Source organism: Streptococcus bouchesdurhonensis (assembly GCF_948472335.1).
In genome coordinates this window covers 321,037-342,733 of record NZ_CAOKTW010000003.1, presented here as the reverse complement: position 1 = coordinate 342,733, position 21,697 = coordinate 321,037, and the positions used below count along the sequence as shown (strand labels likewise).

Below are 21,697 nucleotides of genomic sequence, written 5' to 3'. Positions count from 1 at the left end.
CCTCCTTAATCTGCAGTATGGCTAGATGGTTTCAGCTTGTAACGGTCATAAAGTTTCTGCAAACTACCATCCTTGCTCCATTTAGTAACCAAGTTATCAAGATAGTTGTTTAGCTCCGTATTTGATTTCTTGGTAACGATACCGTAGTCAGATGGCTTAAAACTATCATTTAGCAGTTCTGTCCGTTTACTGATATAGCCAGATAGAATAGAGCGGTCAACGGAAAAGGCATCAATACGATGAGCGTGTAGAGAAGTAATCAATTCTGGGTAGGAGCCGAGTTCGACGAATTTAAACTTCAGGCCTTTCTTTTTACCCAGTTCAGTAATCAGGCGTTGGGTAATGGAACCTTGGGCAACTCCGATGGTTTTTCCGTTTAGGTCCTCGATGCTTTTGATTTTGGCAGACTTATTGACCAAAAAGCCAGAAGCATCTGTGTAGTAAGGGCTGGTGAAGTTGTAGAGTTTTTTTCGTTCGTCCGTGATGGTAAAGGTTGCGATATCCATATCGACCTGTTCATTGTCTAGAAGGGGTCCACGAGTTTGTGCGGTAACAGGCACATAGCGAATCTTGACCTTGAGTTCATCGGCTACCATCTTGGCCAAGTCAGTTTCGATACCAGAATAGGTTCCTGTCTTGGGATCCTTGTAGCCAAAATTGGGAACGTCTTGTTTCACACCAACAACTAGCTCGCCTCTCTTTTGAATGTCTGCGACACTGGTATCAGCCTGCACTGGTTTTGTAGCAGCAAGGCCGAAAAGGATAATCAATAATGCGGATAAAAAGAATTTCTTTTTCATAGGCGCCTCCTTATTTTACTTTGTCACTTTCGTGGTTGATGATTTTGCTGAGGAATTGTTGGGCACGAGGTTCGCTTGGATTGTCGAAAAAGTCATCAACATCTGTCGTATCCACCAAAACTTCTCCATCAGCCATAAAGATGATACGATCCGCAACTTCACGGGCAAAGCCCATTTCATGGGTAACGACAATCATATTCATACCATCGTGGGCCAATTTTTGCATAACCGCTAGAACATCGCCGATAGTTTCAGGGTCTAGGGCAGATGTTGGTTCATCAAAGAGGAGGAGTTCAGGATGCATGGCAAGACCACGAGCGATGGCAATCCGTTGTTTTTGTCCACCAGAAAGCATGGCTGGATAAGAATCTTTCTTGTCCCACATATTTACAAATTCCAGATATTTTTGGGCTGTCTTTTCAGCTTCTTTTTTATCAATTCCTAGAACTTTTATGGGCGCAAGTGTTACGTTTTCTAACACCGTTTTGTGTGGATAGAGGTTAAAATGCTGGAAAACCATGCCGACTTCCTTGCGAAGCGGCACCAAATCTTTCTGGCTGGCACCAGCAACTTGGTGACCATTTACTAGAAGACTTCCTTTGTCGACAGCCTCTAAACCATTGATGGTACGGATTAGAGTGGATTTCCCTGAACCAGAAGGGCCTAGGAGGACAACGACTTGCCCTTTTTCAAAACGGAGATTGATGTCGCGGAGTGCGTGGTAGTCCCCGTAATATTTTTCGACGTGTTCAAATTCTACTAAAGCCATAAGGAATCTCCTTTGTGTTAGATTTTATAACATGATTCTACACCAAAAGATTTTTCTTGTCAAATCATATCAGAAAAAAAGTTAGTAAAATTTTTGTAGAAAGCAATCAGGATAGAGAAAAAGCCTAAATCATGTTATAATGAAGCAATAGAATTCTTAGAAAGAGTGGATGTCTTGTTGATAACACCTACTTATGAATGGCAGTTTGCCCCGCAGGTAGAAGATGCGGATTTTACAAAAATAGCCAAGAAGGCTGGACTGGGTCCTGAAGTGGCTCGGTTATTATTTGAGAGAGGGATTCAGGACCAAGAAAGTCTGAAGAAGTTTTTAGAACCTTCCTTGGAGGACTTGCACGACCCTTATCTGCTCCATGATATGGATAAGGCAGTGGAGCGGATTCGTCAGGCCATTGAAGAAGGGGGAAATATTCTTGTCTATGGAGACTACGATGCAGATGGCATGACTTCGGCTTCGATTGTTAAGGAAAGTTTGGAACAGCTTGGTGCCGAGTGCCGGGTTTATCTGCCCAATCGTTTTACCGACGGTTATGGACCTAATGCCAGTGTTTACAAATATTTTATCGAGCAAGAAGGAATTTCCTTGATTGTGACGGTTGATAATGGGGTTGCTGGTCATGAAGCCATTGAACTGGCCCAGTCTATAGGAGTAGATGTCATTGTGACAGACCATCATTCCATGCCTGAAACCTTACCAGATGCCTATGCTATTGTCCATCCTGAACATCCGGATGCGAACTATCCTTTCAAATATTTGGCTGGTTGTGGAGTTGCTTTCAAGCTGGCTTGTGCCCTTTTAGAAGAAGTACAAGTGGAATTGCTTGATTTGGTCGCTATCGGAACTATTGCAGATATGGTGAGTTTGACGGATGAGAACCGTATCTTGGTTCAGTATGGTCTGGAAATGTTGGGACACACTCAGCGTATTGGTCTACAAGAAATGCTAGACATGGCTGGGATTGCTGCTAATGAAGTGACAGAAGAGACAGTCGGTTTCCAGATTGCCCCTCGTTTAAATGCCTTGGGCCGCTTGGATGATCCCAATCCTGCCATTGATTTGCTGACTGGGTTTGATGATGAGGAGGCGCATGAGATTGCTCTCATGATTCACCAGAAAAATGAAGAGCGCAAGGAAATTGTCCAGTCTATCTATGAAGAAGCAAAGACCATGGTGGATTCTGAGAAGAAGGTCCAGGTCTTGGCCAAGGAAGGCTGGAATCCTGGGGTTCTAGGAATCGTGGCTGGTCGTTTGTTGGAAGAATTGAGACAGACAGTCATCGTTCTTAATATAGAAGACGGTCGTGCCAAGGGAAGTGCTCGTAGTGTGGAAGCGGTCGATATTTTTGAAGCCCTAGATCCCCATCGCGACCTCTTTATCGCCTTTGGTGGCCATGCTGGTGCAGCGGGTATGACGCTGGAAGTTGAGAAACTTTCAGATTTATCTCAGGTCTTGGAAGATTATGTCCGTGAAAAAGGCGCAGATGCTGGAGGTAAGAACAAGTTAAATCTAGATGAAGAGCTGGATTTGGAGACTTTGAGTCTTGAAACAGTCAAGAACTTTGAACGTTTAGCTCCCTTTGGAATGGACAACCAGAAACCCGTCTTTTATATCAAGGATTTTCAGGTCGAAAGTGCCCGTACCATGGGGGCAGGCAATGCCCATCTCAAGCTGAAAATTTCTAAGGGTGAGGCTAGTTTTGAAGTGGTGGCCTTCGGTCAAGGTAGATGGGCAACAGAATTTGCTCAAACCAAGAATCTAGAGTTGGCAGTCAAATTGTCTGTCAATCAATGGAATGGCCAAACTGCCCTCCAGTTGATGATGGTGGATGCACGCGTGGAGGGTGTTCAGCTCTTTAACATCCGTGGAAAGAATGCCACCTTGCCAGAGGGAGTTCCAGTCTTGGATTTTGCTGGAGAAGTGCCAGATTTAGTGACTAGTGAAGCGGTTGTTGTGAAAACAATTCCTGAGGATATGACCCTGCTAAAGACCATTTTTCAAAAGCAGAATTTCTCTGCGGTCTATTTCAAAAATGACATTGATAAGGCCTATTATCTGACAGGTTATGGAACTAGAGAGCAGTTTGCCAAATTGTACAAGACCATTTACCAGTTTCCAGAGTTTGATATTCGCTACAAGCTGAAGGATTTGGCTGCTTATCTCAATATTCAACAAATCTTGCTGGTCAAGATGATTCAAGTGTTTGAAGAACTAAGCTTTGTGACGATCAAAGATGGTGTTATGAAGGTGAATAAAGAGGCACCGAAACGTGAAATCGGAGAAAGTCAGATTTACCAAAATCTCAAGCAAATCGTTAAAGACCAAGAAATGATGGCGCTGGGTACCGTGCAAGAAATTTATGACTTTTTGATGGAAAAAGAATAGACGTAGGAAAGAGTTGGGCAACCAGCTCTTTTTTGAAAACAAATCTTCATTTTGAAAATCATTAAAAAAATGGTATAATGGTAGGAAAAGATTCGGCTAAAAGTAGTGCTTTTAGAATAAGAGGGTAAGTAACCCTATAATCAAGATAAACTAAGCTTTCGGAGGAAAAATGAGTAATATCAGTTTAACAACACTTGGCGGTGTCCGTGAAAACGGGAAAAATATGTATATCGCTGAAATCGATGGGTCTATTTTCGTTTTGGATGCAGGTCTAAAATACCCTGAAAATGAACAACTAGGAGTGGATGTGGTCATTCCCAATATGGACTACCTTTTTGAAAATAGGGATCGTATCGCAGGAGTCTTCTTGACCCATGGTCATGCGGATGCCATTGGTGCTCTGCCTTATCTCTTGGCTGAAGCCAAGGTGCCTGTATTTGGGTCTGAGCTGACCATTGAGTTGGCCAAACTTTTTGTCAAAGGAAATGACACAGTTAAGAAATTCAATGATTTCCATGTTATCGATGAGGATACTGAGATTGATTTTGGAGGGACTGTGGTGTCCTTCTTCCGTACGACCCACTCTATCCCAGAAAGTCTGGGTGTGGTCTTGAAGACAGCTGAAGGTAGTATCGTTTATACAGGTGACTTCAAATTTGACCAGACAGCTAGCGAATCCTATGCGACAGACTTCGCTCGTTTGGCAGAAATCGGTCGTGATGGAGTTCTAGCTCTTCTTAGCGATTCAGCCAATGCAGATAGCAATATCCAAGTGGCTAGTGAAAGTGAAGTTGGGGATGAGATCACTCAAACCATTTCGGATTGGGATGGTCGTATCATTGTTGCGGCGGTAGCCAGCAACCTCTCTCGTATCCAGCAGGTGTTTGACGCTGCGGATGCAACAGGTCGTCGTGTGGTTTTGACAGGATTTGATATTGAAAATATCGTCCGCACCGCTATTCGTCTCAAGAAATTGTCTCTAGCTAACGAAAGTCTTTTGATTAAGCCAAAAGATATGTCTCGTTTTGAAGACCATGAGTTGATTATTCTTGAGACAGGCCGTATGGGTGAGCCTATCAACGGTCTTCGCAAGATGTCGATTGGTCGCCACCGTTATGTGGAAATCAAGGACGGTGACCTAGTTTATATCGTAACGACTCCATCTATCGCCAAAGAAGCAGTTATGGCGCGTGTGGAAAATATGATTTACCAAGCTGGCGGGGTTGTCAAATTGATTACCCAAAGCTTGCGTGTGTCAGGTCACGGAAATGCGCGTGATTTGCAGTTGATGATCAATCTCTTGCAACCCAAGTATCTCTTCCCGATTCAAGGGGAATACCGTGAGTTAGATGCCCATGCTAAGGCTGCTATGGCGGTTGGAATGTTGCCAGAACGCATTTTCATCCCTAAAAAGGGAACCAGCATGGCTTATGAGAATGGAGACTTTGTCCCAGCTGGAGCAGTTTCGGCAGGGGATGTCTTGATTGACGGGAATGCTATTGGTGATGTTGGAAATGTGGTTCTTCGTGATCGTAAGGTCTTGTCAGAGGATGGTATTTTCATCGTAGCAATTACCGTTAATCGTCGTGAGAAGAAAATTGTGGCCAAGGCTCGTGTTCATACACGTGGATTTGTTTATCTCAAGAAGAGTCGAGATATTCTCCGTGAAAGTTCAGAATTGATTAACCAAACGGTAGAAGACTATCTTCAAGGAGATGACTTTGACTGGGCAGATCTTAAAGGGAAGGTTCGTGATAATCTGACCAAGTATCTCTTTGACCAAACCAAGCGTCGTCCAGCTATTTTACCAGTAGTCATGGAAGCGAAATAATTGTTGAAATAAACAGAGAGAAAGTCGAGTTTCGGCTTTTTCTTATAGAAAAATAGAGGAAAAAATTATGGCAGTAATGAAAATCGAGTATTACTCACAAGTTTTGGATATGGAGTGGGGAGTGAATGTCCTCTATCCTGATGCTAATCGAGTGGAAAATCCAGAGTGTAAAGATATTCCTGTCTTGTACCTCTTGCATGGGATGTCTGGCAACCATAATAGCTGGCTCAAGCGGACCAATGTAGAACGCTTGCTTCGTGGAACCAATCTCATCGTCGTCATGCCCAATACCAGCAACGGTTGGTATACCGATACCCAGTATGGTTTTGACTATTACACAGCTCTAGCAGAGGAATTGCCACAGGTTTTGAAACGCTTCTTCCCTAACATGACCAGCAAGCGTGAAAAGGCCTTTATCGCTGGTCTCTCTATGGGAGGCTACGGCTGTTTCAAATTGGCTCTTGCTACAAATCGTTTTTCTCATGCAGCTAGTTTTTCAGGTGCTCTTAGTTTTCAAGATTTTTCTCCTGAGAGCCAAAATTTGGGGACGCCAGCTTACTGGAGAGGTGTTTTTGGGGAAATTAAAGATTGGACAACTAGTCCTTATTCTCTTGAAAGTCTGGCTAAAAAATCGGATAAAAAGACCAAACTTTGGGCTTGGTGTGGCGAGCAGGATTTCTTGTACGAAGCCAATAATCTCGCAGTGAAAAATCTCAAAAAACTGGGATTTGATGTGACCTATAGCCATAGTGCTGGAACTCACGAATGGTACTACTGGGAAAAACAATTGGAACGGTTCTTAGCAACCCTACCAATCGATTTCAAATTAGAAGAGAGATTAAGCTAGTTTAGTTTGTATTACTCTTTCAATAACCATGTCTTCTATGGAATAGAAACTAAAATATGTTTTTACTAGACTTTCTAAACAAAAATAGTAGAATAGTAGTTAAATTCTATTATTGTTGGAAAGAGAGTAAGAGATGTATCGTTATCAAATTGGCATTCCCACATTAGAATATGATCAGTTTGTTAAAGAACATGAATTAGTCAATGTATTACAAAGTAGTGCTTGGGAAGAGGTTAAGTCTGATTGGCAACATGAAAAGTTTGGCGCCTACCGAGGAGATAAATTACTGGCTACAGCTAGTATTTTGATTAAAACTCTTCCTCTAGGCTATAGAATGTTTTATATCCCAAGAGGTCCTGTATTAGATTATAAGGATGCTGAACTCTTGAACTTTGTTCTTCAATCCATTAAGTCCTATGCTCGAAGCAAGAGAGCGATTTTTGTGATTTTTGATCCAAGTATTTGCCTATCGCAAAGTTCAATCAAGCATGAAAAAACAGAATATCCTGAAAATATGGCTATTATTGAAAGTTTGCAAAAAATGGGAGTAAGATGGTCAGGAAAGACCGATGGAATGGGGGATACCATTCAGCCTCGTATTCAGGCAAAAATATACAAGGAAAACTTTGCAGAAGATAAACTTTGCAAGTCAACAAAACAAGCCATTCGATCATCTCGAAATAAGGGTGTAGAGATTCAGATTGGTAGAGATGAATTGTTAGAATCTTTCTCGTTTTTGATGAAAAAAACTGAGAAGCGAAAAGATATCCATTTGAGGAATGAAGCCTATTATAAAAAATTGTTAGATAATTTTAAGGACAAGGCCTACATTACGCTGGCTACTCTGGATATCGCTAAGCGTTTACGAGAATTAGAAGAACAGTTAGCGAAAAACTTAGCGTTGGAAGAGGCGTTTACTGAGTCGACTCGAACTTCAAAAGTAGAAGCTCAGAAGAAGGAAAAAGAGCGTTTGGTAGAAGAAAGAGATTTCTTGCAGAGATATCTGAATGAAGAAAAATCAAACATTCCTTTAGCAGCTACTTTGAGTTTGGAATTTGGTAATACCTCTGTTAATCTATATGCTGGTATGGATGATGCTTTTAAACGTTATAATGCACCAATTTTAACTTGGTATGAAACAGCTCGCTATGCCTTTGAGCGAGGTATGGTGTGGCAAAATTTAGGTGGTGTTGAAAACTCTCTCAATGGTGGACTTTACCATTTTAAGGAAAAATTTAATCCAACGATTGAAGAATACTTGGGTGAGTTTACAATGCCCACCCATCCTCTTTATTCTCTGTTAAGAATCGCTCTTGATTTTCGCAAGGCATTAAGAACAAAACATCATAGAAGGTAAGTACATGGCATTAATTACACTCACAAAAGAAGAATTTCAAGCTTATTCTGATCAGGTCTCTTCTCGTTCTTTTATGCAATCTGTCCAGATGGGGGACTTGTTAGAAAAAAGAGGGGCTCGAATTGTTTATCTTGCATTGAAACAAGAAGGAGAAATTCAAGTTGCAGCTCTGGTTTATAGCTTGCCCATGCTGGGTGGCCTACATATGGAGATCAATTCGGGGCCGATTTATACCCAACAAGATGCTCTCCCAGTTTTTTATGCGGAGTTAAAAGAATATGCCAAGCAAAATGGTGTATTAGAGTTGCTTGTAAAACCTTATGAAACTTATCAAACTTTTGATGGTGAAGGTAATCCAATAGATGCTGAGAAAAAAAGTATTATTCAAGATTTGACTGATTTAGGTTATCAATTTGATGGTTTAAAAACAGGTTACCCAGGTGGAGAACCGGATTGGTTATATTGTAAAGATTTGAATGAGCTAACTGAAAAGACCTTGCTTAACAGTTTTAGTAAAAAGGGGAAAGCTTTGGTGAAAAAGGCTGATACATTTGGTATTCAGTTGAAAAAATTAAATCGTGAAGAACTTTCAATTTTTAAAGATATAACAAAAACAACCTCTGAACGTCGAGAATATAGTGATAAAAGTTTAGAATATTATGAGCATTTTTATGACTCTTTTGGAGAAAAAGCCGAGTTTGTAATTGCTATTCTAAATTTAGGAGAATATATACAAAATTTAATACATAAGCAAAAAGAATTATCTGAAAAAATAGCTACCTCATTACTCTTATTAGAACAATATCCAGATTCTGCACAAAAGAAAAAAGAACACAAAGAGTTGGCTAGGCAGTATGAAAGCTTTGAAGTTCGAAAAGCAGAAGCACGAGAGTTGATTAAAAAATATGGAGAGAAAGATCTTGTCTTAGCAGGTAGTTTATTTATTTATATGCCTCAAGAAACGACCTATCTTTTTAGTGGTTCCTATACTGAGTTTAATAAATTTTATGCACCAGCTTTGCTTCAGAAATATGTTATGTTGGAAAGCATAAAACGTGGGATCCCTAAATACAACTTTCTAGGGATTCAAGGGATTTTTGATGGTAGTGATGGTGTTTTACGTTTTAAACAAAATTTTAATGGTTATATTGTACGTAAAGCAGGAACTTTCCGTTATTATCCATCTCCCCTAAAATATAAAGCTATTCAGTTACTCAAAAAAATATTAGGACGCTAAGATAAGAAAATTGGTCTTTAGCTTTCTTTCAGCTTGTTTTAGTAAAATAGCCTTTATTTGCTAGAAAGGTGGAGGGATATGCGCTGGATTTTTCGTTTGATAGGAGCTTTTTGTTCTTTTATTTGGCGTTTGTTTTGGCGCCTGGTTTGGATAGTTGTGCTCCTATGTGCTCTTGCTTTCGGAATTCTCTGGTATTTGAACGGAGATTTTCAAGGAGCGCTAAAGCAAGTAGAGCGGTCGGTAAAAATTGGTCAACAAAGTATCGACCAATGGGAAAAAACTGGGCAACTGCCTAAGTTAAATCAGACAGATAGCCACCAACACTCTGAAGGAAGGTGGCCACAGGCTTCTGCTCGTATTTACCTGGATCCCAAGATGGATTCACGCTTTCAAGAAGCTTATGTAGAAGCGATTCTGAATTGGAATCAAACGGGTGCTTTTAACTTTGAAATTGTCACCGAGTCCAGCAAGGCAGATATCTTGGCTACGGAGATGAATGACGGAGGTACTCCTGTGGCAGGAGAGGCAGAAAGTCAGACCAATCTCTTAACGGGGCAATTCTTGTCTGTGACGGTGCGCCTGAATCATTACTATCTATCCAATCCAAATTATGGTTATTCCTATGAGCGCATTGTCCATACAGCAGAACATGAGTTGGGGCATGCGATCGGCTTGGACCATACAGATGAGAAGTCTGTCATGCAACCAGCAGGTTCTTTTTACGGTATTCAGAAAGAGGATGTTGCAAACCTTCGAAAAATATATGAGACCAATGAGTAGGGGACTATCTTTCCCTACTTTTTTGCTATAATGGAACTATGAACAACTTGATTAAATCAAAACTAGAGCTCTTGCCGACCAGCCCTGGTTGCTACATTCACAAGGATAAAAACGGCACCATTATCTATGTAGGAAAGGCAAAAAATCTGCGTAACCGCGTGCGGTCCTATTTCCGTGGAAGTCATGATACCAAGACAGAGGCTCTGGTATCTGAGATTGTGGATTTTGAATTTATCGTTACGGAGTCCAATATTGAGGCACTTCTCCTAGAAATCAACCTGATCAAGGAAAACAAGCCTAAGTACAATATCATGCTCAAGGATGATAAGTCCTATCCTTTCATCAAAATCACCAATGAACGCTATCCTCGTTTGATTATCACCCGACAGGTCAAGAAGGATGGCGGTCTCTACTTTGGACCTTATCCAGATGTGGGAGCAGCCAATGAAATCAAGCGACTGCTGGATCGGATTTTCCCTTTTCGCAAGTGTACCAATCCACCGTCTAAGGTCTGTTTTTACTACCATATCGGCCAATGTATGGCCCACATCATCTGTAAGAAGGATGAGTCCTACTTCAAGTCTATGGCTCAGGAGGTTTCTGATTTTCTGAAAGGGCAGGATGATAAAATCATCGATGACCTCAAGAAAAAGATGGAAACTGCAGCCCAGACTATGGAATTTGAACGTGCGGCGGAATACCGTGACCTGATTCAGGCTATTGGAACACTTCGAACCAAGCAAAGGGTCATGGCTAAGGATCTCCAAAATCGGGATGTCTTTGGCTACTATGTGGACAAGGGATGGATGTGTGTTCAGGTTTTCTTTGTTCGTCAGGGCAAGCTCATTGAACGCGATGTCAATCTTTTCCCCTATTATAATGATCCGGATGAGGATTTCTTGACCTATGTAGGACAATTTTATCAAGAAAAATCTCACCTGGTTCCCAATGAGGTACTGATTCCGCAGGATATCGATGAAGAAGCCGTTAAGGCTTTGGTAGATACCAAGATTCTTAAGCCTCAGCGTGGAGAGAAAAAGCAACTGGTCAATTTGGCTATAAAGAATGCTCGAGTCAGTCTAGAGCAGAAGTTCAATTTGTTAGAAAAATCTGTCGAAAAGACCCAAGGGGCTATTGAAAATCTAGGACGTTTGCTCCAAATTCCGACTCCAGTTCGCATCGAGTCCTTCGATAACTCCAACATCATGGGAACTAGTCCTGTTTCAGCCATGGTGGTCTTTGTCAACGGCAAACCAAGTAAAAAAGATTATCGTAAGTATAAAATCAAGACTGTCGTTGGGCCAGACGACTATGCCAGTATGAGAGAAGTCATTCGTAGGCGCTATGGTCGAGTACAGCGTGACGGTTTGACTCCTCCAGATTTGATTGTCATTGATGGGGGACAAGGTCAAGTCAATATCGCTAAGCAAGTCATTCAAGAGGAGCTGGGCTTGGATATCCCCATTGCAGGTTTGCAAAAAAATGACAAGCACCAAACACATGAATTGCTCTTTGGAGATCCGCTTGAGGTGGTGGAGTTATCTCGCAATTCTCAGGAATTTTTCCTCCTTCAACGCATTCAAGATGAGGTGCACCGCTTTGCTATAACTTTCCATCGCCAACTGCGCTCGAAAAATTCTTTTTCATCACAACTGGATGGAATTGAAGGGCTGGGACCTAAACGCAAGCAGAATCTCATGAAGCATTTCAAGTCTCTAACAAAAATCAAGGAAGCCAGTGTGGATGAGATTGTCGATGTTGGAGTACCTAGAGCTGTTGCAGAGGCTGTGCAGAGGAAGTTGAACCCGCAGGAAGCAGTGGAATTAGCTCAAGTGGCGGAAGAAAGAGTAGATTACCAAACGGAAGGAAACCACAATGAAACATAAAATCGCAATTTTATCAGATATTCATGGAAATGCGACGGCTTTAGAAGCAGTGATTGCAGATGCTAAAAATCAAGGAGTCAGTGAATACTGGCTTCTGGGAGATATTTTTCTTCCCGGTCCAGGTGCAAGTGACTTGGTAGCCCTGCTAAAGGACCTTCCTATCACAGCCAGTGTTCGAGGCAATTGGGATGATTGTGTCCTTGAGGCCTTGGATGGTGAATATGGTTTGGAACATCCACAAGAAATCCAGTCAATGCGAATGACCCAGTTTTTGATGGAGCGAATGGATCCTGCAACGATTGTCTGGTTACGAAGCTTGCCTTTGCTGGAAAAGAAAGAGGTTGCTGGGTTGCGCTTTTCTATCTCTCATAATTTACCTGACAAAAATTATGGGGGTGACTTGTTGGTTGGGAATGATACAGAAAAATTTGACCAACTGCTAGATGAGGAAACGGACGTGGCAGTCTATGGTCATGTCCACAAGCAGTTGCTTCGTTACGGCAGTCAAGGGCAACAAATCATCAATCCAGGGTCGATTGGCATGCCCTATTTTAATTGGGAGGCGTTAAAAAATCACCGTGCCCAGTATGCCGTGATAGAAGTTGAAGATGGGGAATTGGTAAATATCCTATTTCGTAAAGTCGCTTATGACTATGAAGCGGAGTTGGAGTTGGCCAAATTCAAGGGGCTTCCTTTTATCGAAATGTATGAAGAGCTACGACGAGAAGACAACTATCAGGGGCACAATCTGAAACTCTTAGCCAATTTAATAGAAAAGCATGGGTATGTAGAAGATGTGAAAGATTTCTTGGAGGTTATAAAGTCAGAATATAAGGTAGATTAATTTCTTTAAGCAACTGAAAATTAATTGGAACTGGATGAGGGGCTTCCTGACTTAAATGATGTGCTTCGTTCGGTGGCACATCCTTGTTCCAATTTCTTTCTACGAAAAATCCCTGCAAGCTCTTTCAAATTATGGTAGAATGGAAGCAGTAGAATTAGAAAAGGAAATCAATTATGAAATTTCTTGAATTAAACAAAAAACGTCATGCGACCAAGCATTTTACTGATAAGTCGGTGGATCCAAAAGATGTGCGTACGGCTATCGAAATTGCAACCTTGGCACCAAGCGCCCACAACAGCCAGCCGTGGAAATTTGTGGTGGTACGTGAGAAAAATGCTGAATTGGCAAAATTGGCTTACGGTTCGAACTTTGAACAGGTATCATCAGCGCCTGTAACCATTGCCTTGTTTACAGATACAGATCTTGCTAAACGTGCTCGTAAGATTGCCCGTGTTGGTGGTGCTAATAACTTCTCTGAAGAGCAACTTCAATACTTCATGAAAAATTTGCCAGCTGAATTTGCACGTTACAATGAACAACAGGTCAGCGACTACCTGGCTCTCAATGCAGGTTTGGTTGCTATGAACTTGGTTCTTGCATTGACAGACCAAGGAATTGGATCAAATCTGATTCTTGGTTTTGACAAATCAAAAATCAACGAAGTTTTGGACATTGAAGACCGTTTCCGCCCAGAACTTTTAATCACAGTGGGTTATACAGATGAAAAATTGGAACCAAGCTACCGCTTGCCAGTAGATGAAATCATCGAGAAAAGATAGAAAGAAGAAAAAAATGACAGCAATTGATTTTACAGCAGAAGTAGAAAAACGCAAAGAAGACCTCTTGGCTGACTTGTTTAGCCTTTTGGAAATCAACTCAGAACGTGATGATAGCAAGGTTGATGCTGAGCATCCATTTGGGCCTGGTCCGGTAAAAGCTTTGGAGAAATTCCTTGAAATCGCAGACCGCGATGGCTACCCAACTAAAAATGTTGACAACTACGCAGGACATTTTGAGTTTGGTGATGGAGAAGAAGTTCTTGGAATCTTTGCCCACATGGACGTGGTGCCAGCTGGTAGCGGTTGGAACACAGACCCTTACACACCAACGATCAAAGACGGTCGCCTTTATGCGCGTGGTGCCTCAGATGACAAGGGTCCTACAACAGCTTGTTACTATGGTTTGAAAATCATCAAAGAATTGGGTCTTCCAACTTCTAAGAAAGTTCGTTTCATCGTTGGAACAGACGAAGAATCAGGTTGGGCAGACATGGACTACTATTTCGAGCACGTAGGACTTGCAAAACCAGACTTTGGTTTCTCTCCAGACGCTGAATTCCCTATCATCAATGGTGAAAAAGGAAATATCACGGAATACCTCCACTTTGCAGGTGAAAATGCAGGTGCTGCCCGTCTTCACAGCTTTACAGGTGGTTTACGTGAAAATATGGTACCAGAATCAGCAACAGCAGTCGTTTCAGGTGATTTGGCTGACTTGCAAGCTAAACTAGATGCCTTTGTTGCAGAACACAAACTTATAGGAGAACTCCAAGAAGAAGCTGGCCAATACAAGGTGACGATCATTGGTAAATCAGCCCACGGTGCTATGCCTGCTTCAGGTGTCAATGGTGCGACTTACCTAGCTCTCTTCCTTAGCCAGTTTGACTTTGCTGGTCCAGCCAAAGACTACCTTGACATCGCTGGTAAAATTCTCTTGAACGACCATGAGGGTGGAAATCTCAAGATTGCTCATGTGGATGAAAAGATGGGTGCCCTTTCTATGAATGCCGGTGTCTTCCGCTTCGATGAAACAAGCGCTGATAATACCATTGCCCTTAATATCCGCTATCCAAAAGGAACAAGTCCAGAACAAATCAAGTCAATCCTTGAAAACTTACCGGTTGCTTCTGTTAGCCTTTCTGAGCACGGTCACACCCCTCACTATGTGCCAATGGAAGATCCACTTGTGCAAAATTTGTTGAATGTTTATGAAAAACAAACTGGTCTTAAAGGTCACGAGCAAGTCATCGGTGGTGGAACCTTTGGTCGTTTGCTAGAACGCGGTGTTGCCTACGGTGCTATGTTCCCAGACTCAATTGACACCATGCACCAAGCTAATGAATTTATCGCCTTGGATGATCTCTTCCGAGCAGCAGCAATCTATGCCGAAGCTATTTACGAATTGATCAAATAAAACGATAGAAGTCTGAGATTGTATGCTTAGACTTCTTTTTGGAGGGAAAGTAGATGTCTCAAATTGAAAAAATCAAGCAGGCTATTATGGCAGATCCGCAGAATGCTACCTATACAGAGCGTGGCATTGAGCCTCTCTTTGCAGCACCAAAGACTGCTCGCATCAATATCATCGGTCAGGCACCGGGACTTAAAACCCAAGAAGCAGGACTTTATTGGAAAGATAAGAGTGGTGACCGCCTGAGAGACTGGCTAGGTGTGGATGAAGATACCTTTTACAATTCAGGATATTTTGCTGTTCTGCCTATGGATTTCTACTTTCCAGGGCATGGCAAGTCAGGTGATTTACCACCTCGAGCAGGATTTGCCGAAAAATGGCATCCACAGCTCTTGCGAGAATTACCAGATATTCAATTGACCCTCTTGATTGGCCAATATGCCCAAGCCTACTATTTACAGGAGAAAGTCAGTGGCAAGGTGACAGAACGGGTAAAACATTACCAGAACTACTTGCCAACCTATTTTCCATTAGTTCACCCCTCGCCTAGAAATCAAATCTGGATGGCCAAAAATCCTTGGTTTGAGGCAGAAGTGGTGCCAGATTTGAAAAAAAGAATTAAAACTATTTTATAGTCAATAAAAATCAAAGAGCAAACTAGGAAGCTAGCCGCAGGCTGTACTTGAGTACGGTAAGGCGACGCTGACGTGGTTTGGAGAGATTTTCGAAGAGTATTAGGAGAAAAAGAATGAAAGAAATTTCCTTTGACGCATTTTACCAGCTTTACCAAAATGACCAACTTTCTCTAGTAGACGTGAGAGAAGTGGATGAGTTTGAAGCTCTTCATTTAGAAGGTGCTCAGAATCTTCCTCTGAGTCAATTAGCTGATACTTATGATCAATTGGACAAGGACCAGTTACATTATGTTATTTGTAAATCTGGAATGAGATCGGCGCGTGCTTGCCAATTCTTATCTGAACAAGGTTATGAGGTTATCAATGTCCAAGGTGGCATGATGGCTTTTGAAGAACTTTAATACTCAATGAAAATCAAAGAGCAAACTAGGAAGCTAGCCGCAGGCTGTACTTGAGTACGGCAAGGTGAAGCTGACGTGGTTTGAAGAGATTTTCGAAGAGTATAAACATTAGAATTTTCTCCTACTTGGTTTGGACTAGGTAGGAGAATCTTATTTTTAGATAATTCTCATTTTTAAGAATCTTGAAAACATTCAATATTTACTTCGTGAAGCTTTTTTCATACTCCTATTCATGATATACTAGGTCAGTATTTTATAAATATGAAGGAGATTTACATGGCTAAAAAAGGTGCCCTAACAGGTTTGCTCCTGTTTGGAATATTTTTTGGTGCGGGGAATTTGATTTTTCCGCCTTCTCTAGGTGCTCTATCTGGAGAACATTTTCTTCCTGCCATCGCAGGTTTTGTCTTTTCAGGCGTCGGTATCGCCGTCTTGACCCTTATTATTGGAACGCTAAATCCTAAAGGATATATCTACGAGATTTCAACAAAGATAGCGCCTTGGTTTGCGACTCTTTACCTCTCAGTTCTTTACTTGTCAATCGGTCCATTCTTTGCTATTCCACGTACAGCTACAACGGCTTACGAAGTAGGGATTAGTCCCCTTTTGTCGGATGCAAATAAAGGATTTGGCTTGATTGTCTTTACGGTTCTGTATTTTGCGGCAGCATATTTAATCTCGCTTAATCCATCAAAAATCTTGGACCGTATCGGCCGTATCTTAACGCCAGTCTTTGCGATTTTGATTGTTATCTTGGTTGTACTTGGTGCTATCAAATACGGTGCAACAAGTCCTCAAGCTGCTTCAGCTGCTTATCAAGCTTCTGCTTTTGGTACAGGTTTCCTAGAAGGTTATAATACCTTGGACGCCCTTGCCTCAGTTGCCTTTAGCGTAATCGCAGTTCAAACCTTGAAACAACTTGGATTTTCAAGTAAGAAAGAATACATTTCAACCATTTGGGTTGTTGGTATCGTTGTTGCCCTTGCCTTCAGTGCTCTTTACATCGGTTTAGGCTTCCTTGGGAATCATTTCCCAGTACCAGCTGAAGCGATGAAGGGTGGAACACCAGGTGTTTACATCTTGTCACAAGCCACTCAAGAAATCTTTGGCTCAACAGCTCAACTCTTCCTTGCAGCTATGGTTACCGTAACCTGCTTCACAACAACAGTTGGTTTGATTGTGTCAACAGCTGAGTTCTTTAATGAGCGCTTCCCACAAATCAGCTACAAGGTTTATGCGACAGCCTTTACCTTGATTGGTTTTGCCATTGCAAATTTGGGTCTTGATGCGATTATCAAGTACTCCATTCCAGTACTGGTTATCTTGTACCCAATCACGATTGCCATCGTTATGATTGTCATTGTCAACAAATTTGTTGCCCTTTCAAAACCAGGTATGCAGTTGACAATCGCTGTGGTTACAGCTATTGCCATTGCAAGCGTACTAGGAAGCTCGTTTAAGGTTGAGTTTCTTGCAAATCTTGTCAACGCTCTTCCTTTTGCTAAGGCATCTCTCCCATGGTTGGTGCCTGCTATCGTTGGAATCTTGCTCTCACTGGTTCTACCAAACAAGCAAGAAAGCGATGTTTTTGAAATGGAATAATCACTAAAATCACTTTTGTAGCCAAGTCTACAGAGTGATTTTCTTTTTTTATCCGATGATAAATGTGTTATAATAGGTAGCAAAAGAGGTGAAGAAATGAATCAAACAGTAGAATATATTAAAGAACTGACAGCCATTGCGTCGCCAACGGGCTTCACTCGTGAGATTTCGGATTATTTAGTCAAGACTCTAGAAGGTTTTGGTTACCAGCCGGTTCGTACAGCCAAGGGTGGTGTCAATGTGACCATTAAAGGTCAAAATGATGAAGAGCATCGCTATGTGACTGCCCATGTAGATACGCTGGGTGCTATTGTCCGTGCTGTCAAAGCAGATGGTCGTCTCAAATTGGACCGTATCGGTGGTTTTCCTTGGAACATGATTGAAGGTGAAAACTGTACCGTTCATGTGGCTAGCACAGGACAAAAAGTATCAGGAACTATCCTTATCCACCAAACTTCTTGCCATGTCTATAAGGATGCAGGAACTGCAGAACGCACGCAAGACAATATGGAAGTACGTTTGGACGCAAAAGTAAGGAATGAAAAAGAAACTCGTGCCTTGGGGATTGAGGTCGGTGATTTTATCAGCTTTGACCCACGAACTGTCGTGACAGAGACAGGCTTTATCAAGTCTCGTCATTTGGACGATAAGGTCAGTGCAGCGATTTTGCTTAACCTACTTCGTATATATAAGGAAGAGAAGATTGAGTTGCCTGTAACAACCCATTTTGCTTTTTCAGTCTTTGAAGAAGTGGGCCACGGTGCTAATTCTAATATTCCTGCTCAGGTAGTAGAGTATCTGGCTGTGGATATGGGAGCTATGGGAGATGACCAGCAAACAGACGAATATACAGTGTCTATCTGTGTCAAGGATGCTTCAGGACCTTATCACTATGACTTCCGTCAACATTTAGTTGCCTTGGCGAAAGAACAAGATATTCCATTTAAGCTGGATATCTATCCATTTTATGGTTCGGACGCTTCAGCGGCTATGTCTGCAGGTGCAGAAGTTAAACACGCTCTTCTTGGTGCGGGTATCGAGTCTAGTCATTCTTATGAGCGTACTCATATTGACTCGGTGGTCGCAACAGAGCGTATGGTTGATGCTTATCTTAAGAGTGGGTTGGTAGACTAATATGTGCCTGATTTGCCAGAGAATTGAGCTCATCAAGAAGGGAGCAAATCCCTATTTTGTCAAAGAGTTGGAAACAGGCTATCTTGTGATTGGAGACCACCAGTATTTTGCAGGATATAGTCTTTTTCTAGCTAAGGAACACGTTACCGAATTGCACCATTTGAAAAAGGAAACAAGACTCCGTTTTCTCGAAGAAATGAGTCTAGTCCAAGAGGCAGTTGCCAAGGCATTTGCTGCTGAGAAAATGAATATCGAACTGCTAGGAAATGGCGATGCCCATCTTCGTTGGCATCTGTTTCCACGACGGACAGGTGATATGAATGGCCACGGTCTTAAAGGTCGTGGGCCAGTTTGGTGGGTTCCCTTTGAAGAAATGACAGCAGAAACTTGCCAAGTAAAACCGGAAGAGATTAAAAGATTAGTCGAATGTTTATCGTCAGAAGTAGATAAACTATTAGAAATAAAGGAGTAGAAATGAAAAAAAGATACCTTGTCTTGACAACTTTGCTAGCCTTGAGCCTAGCAGCTTGTTCACAAGAAAAAGCAAAAACTGAAGATGGCGCAGCTAAGACAGAACAAACCGCCAAGACTGATGGGACAGTCGGCAGTAAGTCTCAAGGAGCTGCCCAGAAAAAAGCAGAAGTGGTTAACAAAGGTGATTACTACAGCATCCAAGGCAAATACGATGAAATCATCGTAGCCAACAAACACTATCCATTGTCTAAAGACTATAATCCAGGGGAAAATCCAACAGCCAAGGCTGAGTTGGTTAAACTCATCAAAGCTATGCAAGAGGCAGGTTTCCCAATCAGCGATCATTACAGTGGCTTTAGAAGTTATGAAACTCAGACCAAGCTCTATCAAGATTATGTCAATCAAGATGGGAAAGAAGCTGCCGACCGTTATTCTGCTCGACCTGGCTATAGCGAACACCAGACAGGTTTAGCCTTTGATGTGATTGGGACAAATGGTGATTTGGTGACAGAAGAAAAAGCGGCCCAATGGCTCTTGGACCATGCGGCTGATTATGGCTTTGTTGTCCGTTATCTCAAAGGCAAGGAAAAGGAAACCGGCTATATGTCTGAGGAATGGCACCTTCGTTATGTCGGAAAAGAAGCAAAAGAAATTGCTGAGAGTGGTCTCAGTTTGGAAGAATACTATGGATTTGAAGGCGGAGATTACGTCGATTAATACTCTTCGAAAATCTCTTCAAACCACGTCAGCGTCGCCTTACCGTATGTTTAGGATACTGACTACGTCAGTTCCATCTACAACCTCAAAACAGTGTTTTGAGCAGCCTGCGGCTAGCTTCCTAGTTTGCTCTTTGATTTTCATTGAGTATAAAAAATAAACTTTTCTCTTGCAATTCTAGATAAATAGTGTATAATAGATGAGTATGTGTAAAGCATACTTGTGGGAGGTAAAAATCTTTAATTACCGCCAAAACCACAAAGGAGGATTTAAAAATGGCTAAAAAAGTCGAAAAACTTGTAAAATTGCAAATCCCTGCTGGTAAAGCTACGCCAGCTCCACCGGTTGGACCTGCTCTTGGTCAAGCTGGTATCAACATCATGGGATTCACAAAAGAGTTCAACGCTCGTACAGCTGACCAAGCTGGTATGATCATTCCAGTTGTTATCTCAGTTTACGAAGATAAATCATTTACTTTCATCACTAAAACACCACCAGCTGCTGTTCTTTTGAAAAAAGCTGCAGGTGTTGAAAAAGGATCAGGTACACCTAACAAAACTAAAGTTGCTACAGTTACTCGTGCACAAGTACAAGAAATTGCAGAAACTAAGATGCCAGATTTGAACGCAGCAAACGTAGAGTCTGCAATGCGTATGATCGAAGGTACTGCTCGTTCTATGGGATTTACTGTTGTTGACTAATCAATAACACAGTAGAAAATCTCACAGCAGTCTATTAGTTGCTTTTCATACTAGGCAAGTGACTGATGCTTGTACTTGGGTACAGCAAGGAAACTTAAGGTCGTAGGAAAGGAATCTAATAGACTGATAACCCGCAAGACTTCATCATTTCGAGAAGTGACGTGGGAGATGAAAATCGATTGAACCACTTACAAGGAGAATAGAAAATGGCTAAAAAAAGCAAACAACTTCGTGCTGCTCTTGAGAAAATCGACAGCACAAAAGCATACAGCGTAGAAGAAGCTGTAGCACTTGCAAAAGAAACTAACTTTGCAAAATTTGACGCAACTGTAGAAGTTGCTTACAACTTGAACATCGACGTTAAAAAAGCTGACCAACAAATCCGTGGAGCAATGGTATTGCCAAACGGTACTGGTAAAACTTCACGAGTTCTTGTTTTCGCACGTGGTGCAAAAGCTGAAGAAGCAAAAGCTGCTGGTGCAGACTTTGTTGGTGAAGATGACCTTGTTGCTAAAATCAACGATGGTTGGTTGGACTTCGATGTAGTTATCGCTACACCTGATATGATGGCTCTTGTTGGACGTCTTGGACGTGTCCTTGGACCACGTAACTTGATGCCAAACCCTAAAACTGGTACTGTAACTATGGATGTTGCTAAAGCAGTTGAGGAGTCTAAAGGTGGTAAAATCACTTACCGTGCTGACCGTGCAGGTAACGTTCAAGCAATCATCGGTAAAGTATCATTTGAAGCTGAAAAATTGGTTGAAAACTTCAAAGCTTTCAACGAAACAATCCAAAAAGCAAAACCAGCTACAGCTAAAGGAACTTACGTAACAAACTTGACTATCACAACTACTCAAGGTGTTGGTATCAAAGTTGACGTAAACTCACTTTAATCAGTAGTTTATATCAGAGAACGAGCACGAAAGTGCTCGTTTTTTTGTCTTTAGTTTTATTTTATTATCTAATCTTCTTGGAAAATATCAAAAGACGGTAGAAGAGTTTGTATTCATCTTTTTAGCTCTTAGCCAACTTTAAATGAGAATTTTTAACAGCTAAATCAGAAATTCTAAATGGATTTATCTGAGATTG

The 21,697-nt window shown here is 41.6% G+C and carries 20 protein-coding genes; 18 read left to right on the top strand and 2 right to left on the bottom strand.

What is annotated here, in order from left to right; all coding sequences use genetic code 11:
• Window positions 1–5: 5 nt before the first annotated feature.
• Window positions 6–800, bottom strand: coding sequence for a transporter substrate-binding domain-containing protein (locus QMQ21_RS06930; protein WP_261814156.1), 795 nt, complete (start codon window positions 798–800; stop codon window positions 6–8).
• Between the two features lie 10 nt (window positions 801–810).
• Window positions 811–1,569 (bottom strand): amino acid ABC transporter ATP-binding protein, encoded by a 759-nt coding sequence (locus QMQ21_RS06925; protein ID WP_001229569.1) that lies wholly within the window; start codon window positions 1,567–1,569, stop codon window positions 811–813.
• Window positions 1,570–1,746: 177 nt separating this feature from the next.
• Between QMQ21_RS06925 and recJ the strand changes: the two genes are divergently transcribed.
• The 18 genes from recJ (at window position 1,747) to rplA (ending at window position 21,501) form a co-directional block, all read left to right on the top strand.
• Complete coding sequence (gene recJ, locus QMQ21_RS06920) at window positions 1,747–3,969, top strand: single-stranded-DNA-specific exonuclease RecJ (RefSeq protein WP_261814155.1); 2,223 nt, start codon at window positions 1,747–1,749, stop codon at window positions 3,967–3,969.
• Between the two features lie 169 nt (window positions 3,970–4,138).
• A complete protein-coding gene (locus tag QMQ21_RS06915) occupies window positions 4,139–5,800 on the top strand; it encodes a ribonuclease J (protein WP_261062314.1) in 1,662 nt (553 codons plus the stop codon).
• Window positions 5,801–5,867: 67 nt separating this feature from the next.
• Entirely contained in the window at window positions 5,868–6,647 is a 780-nt protein-coding gene (locus QMQ21_RS06910) for an alpha/beta hydrolase (RefSeq protein WP_261814154.1), read from the top strand.
• 133 nt (window positions 6,648–6,780) lie between these two features.
• Entirely contained in the window at window positions 6,781–8,004 is a 1,224-nt protein-coding gene (gene murM / locus QMQ21_RS06905) for a peptidoglycan bridge formation alanyltransferase MurM (protein WP_261814153.1), read from the top strand.
• Window positions 8,005–8,008: 4 nt separating this feature from the next.
• Complete coding sequence (locus QMQ21_RS06900) at window positions 8,009–9,241, top strand: aminoacyltransferase (protein WP_001174043.1); 1,233 nt, start codon at window positions 8,009–8,011, stop codon at window positions 9,239–9,241.
• Between the two features lie 78 nt (window positions 9,242–9,319).
• Window positions 9,320–10,021: a M57 family metalloprotease gene (locus QMQ21_RS06895; protein WP_261814152.1), complete on the top strand. Its 702-nt coding sequence runs from the start codon at window positions 9,320–9,322 to the stop codon at window positions 10,019–10,021.
• Between the two features lie 38 nt (window positions 10,022–10,059).
• Window positions 10,060–11,907: an excinuclease ABC subunit UvrC gene (gene uvrC / locus QMQ21_RS06890; protein ID WP_284525219.1), complete on the top strand. Its 1,848-nt coding sequence runs from the start codon at window positions 10,060–10,062 to the stop codon at window positions 11,905–11,907.
• Window positions 11,897–12,751, top strand: a complete 855-nt coding sequence (locus QMQ21_RS06885; protein ID WP_261814151.1) for a metallophosphoesterase family protein — start codon at window positions 11,897–11,899, stop codon at window positions 12,749–12,751. Before uvrC ends, QMQ21_RS06885 begins: the two co-directional genes overlap by 11 nt.
• 173 nt (window positions 12,752–12,924) lie before the next feature.
• Window positions 12,925–13,530 carry a nitroreductase family protein gene (locus tag QMQ21_RS06880; protein WP_261814150.1) on the top strand — a complete coding sequence of 202 codons (606 nt, stop codon included), beginning with the start codon at window positions 12,925–12,927 and terminating at the stop codon, window positions 13,528–13,530.
• Between the two features lie 13 nt (window positions 13,531–13,543).
• The gene (pepV, locus tag QMQ21_RS06875) at window positions 13,544–14,944 is read left to right on the top strand and encodes a dipeptidase PepV (protein WP_261814149.1); all 1,401 of its coding nucleotides are present in this window, start codon (window positions 13,544–13,546) and stop codon (window positions 14,942–14,944) included.
• Window positions 14,945–14,997: 53 nt separating this feature from the next.
• Complete coding sequence (locus tag QMQ21_RS06870) at window positions 14,998–15,576, top strand: uracil-DNA glycosylase family protein (RefSeq protein WP_261814148.1); 579 nt, start codon at window positions 14,998–15,000, stop codon at window positions 15,574–15,576.
• A gap of 113 nt (window positions 15,577–15,689) precedes the next feature.
• A complete protein-coding gene (locus QMQ21_RS06865; protein WP_025172880.1) occupies window positions 15,690–15,977 on the top strand; it encodes a rhodanese-like domain-containing protein in 288 nt (95 codons plus the stop codon).
• A 276-nt stretch (window positions 15,978–16,253) separates the two neighbouring features.
• Window positions 16,254–17,579 carry a branched-chain amino acid transport system II carrier protein gene (brnQ, locus tag QMQ21_RS06860; protein ID WP_261035036.1) on the top strand — a complete coding sequence of 442 codons (1,326 nt, stop codon included), beginning with the start codon at window positions 16,254–16,256 and terminating at the stop codon, window positions 17,577–17,579.
• Window positions 17,580–17,675: 96 nt separating this feature from the next.
• Window positions 17,676–18,713 carry a M42 family metallopeptidase gene (locus tag QMQ21_RS06855; RefSeq protein WP_261035037.1) on the top strand — a complete coding sequence of 346 codons (1,038 nt, stop codon included), beginning with the start codon at window positions 17,676–17,678 and terminating at the stop codon, window positions 18,711–18,713.
• Window position 18,714: 1 nt separating this feature from the next.
• Window positions 18,715–19,185: an HIT family protein gene (locus QMQ21_RS06850; protein WP_261035038.1), complete on the top strand. Its 471-nt coding sequence runs from the start codon at window positions 18,715–18,717 to the stop codon at window positions 19,183–19,185.
• Window positions 19,186–19,187: 2 nt separating this feature from the next.
• Window positions 19,188–19,904 (top strand): LD-carboxypeptidase LdcB/DacB, encoded by a 717-nt coding sequence (gene ldcB, locus QMQ21_RS06845; protein ID WP_261814147.1) that lies wholly within the window; start codon window positions 19,188–19,190, stop codon window positions 19,902–19,904.
• A 275-nt stretch (window positions 19,905–20,179) separates the two neighbouring features.
• Window positions 20,180–20,605: a 50S ribosomal protein L11 gene (gene rplK / locus QMQ21_RS06840; protein ID WP_001085807.1), complete on the top strand. Its 426-nt coding sequence runs from the start codon at window positions 20,180–20,182 to the stop codon at window positions 20,603–20,605.
• A 206-nt stretch (window positions 20,606–20,811) separates the two neighbouring features.
• The gene (gene rplA / locus QMQ21_RS06835; protein ID WP_001085675.1) at window positions 20,812–21,501 is read left to right on the top strand and encodes a 50S ribosomal protein L1; all 690 of its coding nucleotides are present in this window, start codon (window positions 20,812–20,814) and stop codon (window positions 21,499–21,501) included.
• Window positions 21,502–21,697 lie beyond the last annotated feature (196 nt).

Excerpts from the sequence above, each read along its gene's own strand:
- QMQ21_RS06930 (WP_261814156.1), bottom strand. The coding sequence starts at position 800 with ATGAAAAAGAAATTCTTTTTATCCGCATTATTGATTATCCTTTTCGGC.
- QMQ21_RS06925 (WP_001229569.1), bottom strand. The coding sequence starts at position 1,569 with ATGGCTTTAGTAGAATTTGAACACGTCGAAAAATATTACGGGGACTAC.
- QMQ21_RS06915 (WP_261062314.1), top strand. The coding sequence starts at position 4,139 with ATGAGTAATATCAGTTTAACAACACTTGGCGGTGTCCGTGAAAACGGG.
- QMQ21_RS06910 (WP_261814154.1), top strand. The coding sequence starts at position 5,868 with ATGGCAGTAATGAAAATCGAGTATTACTCACAAGTTTTGGATATGGAG.
- murM (WP_261814153.1), top strand. The coding sequence starts at position 6,781 with ATGTATCGTTATCAAATTGGCATTCCCACATTAGAATATGATCAGTTT.
- QMQ21_RS06900 (WP_001174043.1), top strand. The coding sequence starts at position 8,009 with ATGGCATTAATTACACTCACAAAAGAAGAATTTCAAGCTTATTCTGAT.
- QMQ21_RS06895 (WP_261814152.1), top strand. The coding sequence starts at position 9,320 with ATGCGCTGGATTTTTCGTTTGATAGGAGCTTTTTGTTCTTTTATTTGG.
- uvrC (WP_284525219.1), top strand. The coding sequence starts at position 10,060 with ATGAACAACTTGATTAAATCAAAACTAGAGCTCTTGCCGACCAGCCCT.
- QMQ21_RS06885 (WP_261814151.1), top strand. The coding sequence starts at position 11,897 with ATGAAACATAAAATCGCAATTTTATCAGATATTCATGGAAATGCGACG.
- QMQ21_RS06880 (WP_261814150.1), top strand. The coding sequence starts at position 12,925 with ATGAAATTTCTTGAATTAAACAAAAAACGTCATGCGACCAAGCATTTT.
- pepV (WP_261814149.1), top strand. The coding sequence starts at position 13,544 with ATGACAGCAATTGATTTTACAGCAGAAGTAGAAAAACGCAAAGAAGAC.
- QMQ21_RS06870 (WP_261814148.1), top strand. The coding sequence starts at position 14,998 with ATGTCTCAAATTGAAAAAATCAAGCAGGCTATTATGGCAGATCCGCAG.
- QMQ21_RS06865 (WP_025172880.1), top strand. The coding sequence starts at position 15,690 with ATGAAAGAAATTTCCTTTGACGCATTTTACCAGCTTTACCAAAATGAC.
- brnQ (WP_261035036.1), top strand. The coding sequence starts at position 16,254 with ATGGCTAAAAAAGGTGCCCTAACAGGTTTGCTCCTGTTTGGAATATTT.
- QMQ21_RS06855 (WP_261035037.1), top strand. The coding sequence starts at position 17,676 with ATGAATCAAACAGTAGAATATATTAAAGAACTGACAGCCATTGCGTCG.
- QMQ21_RS06850 (WP_261035038.1), top strand. The coding sequence starts at position 18,715 with ATGTGCCTGATTTGCCAGAGAATTGAGCTCATCAAGAAGGGAGCAAAT.
- ldcB (WP_261814147.1), top strand. The coding sequence starts at position 19,188 with ATGAAAAAAAGATACCTTGTCTTGACAACTTTGCTAGCCTTGAGCCTA.
- rplK (WP_001085807.1), top strand. The coding sequence starts at position 20,180 with ATGGCTAAAAAAGTCGAAAAACTTGTAAAATTGCAAATCCCTGCTGGT.
- rplA (WP_001085675.1), top strand. The coding sequence starts at position 20,812 with ATGGCTAAAAAAAGCAAACAACTTCGTGCTGCTCTTGAGAAAATCGAC.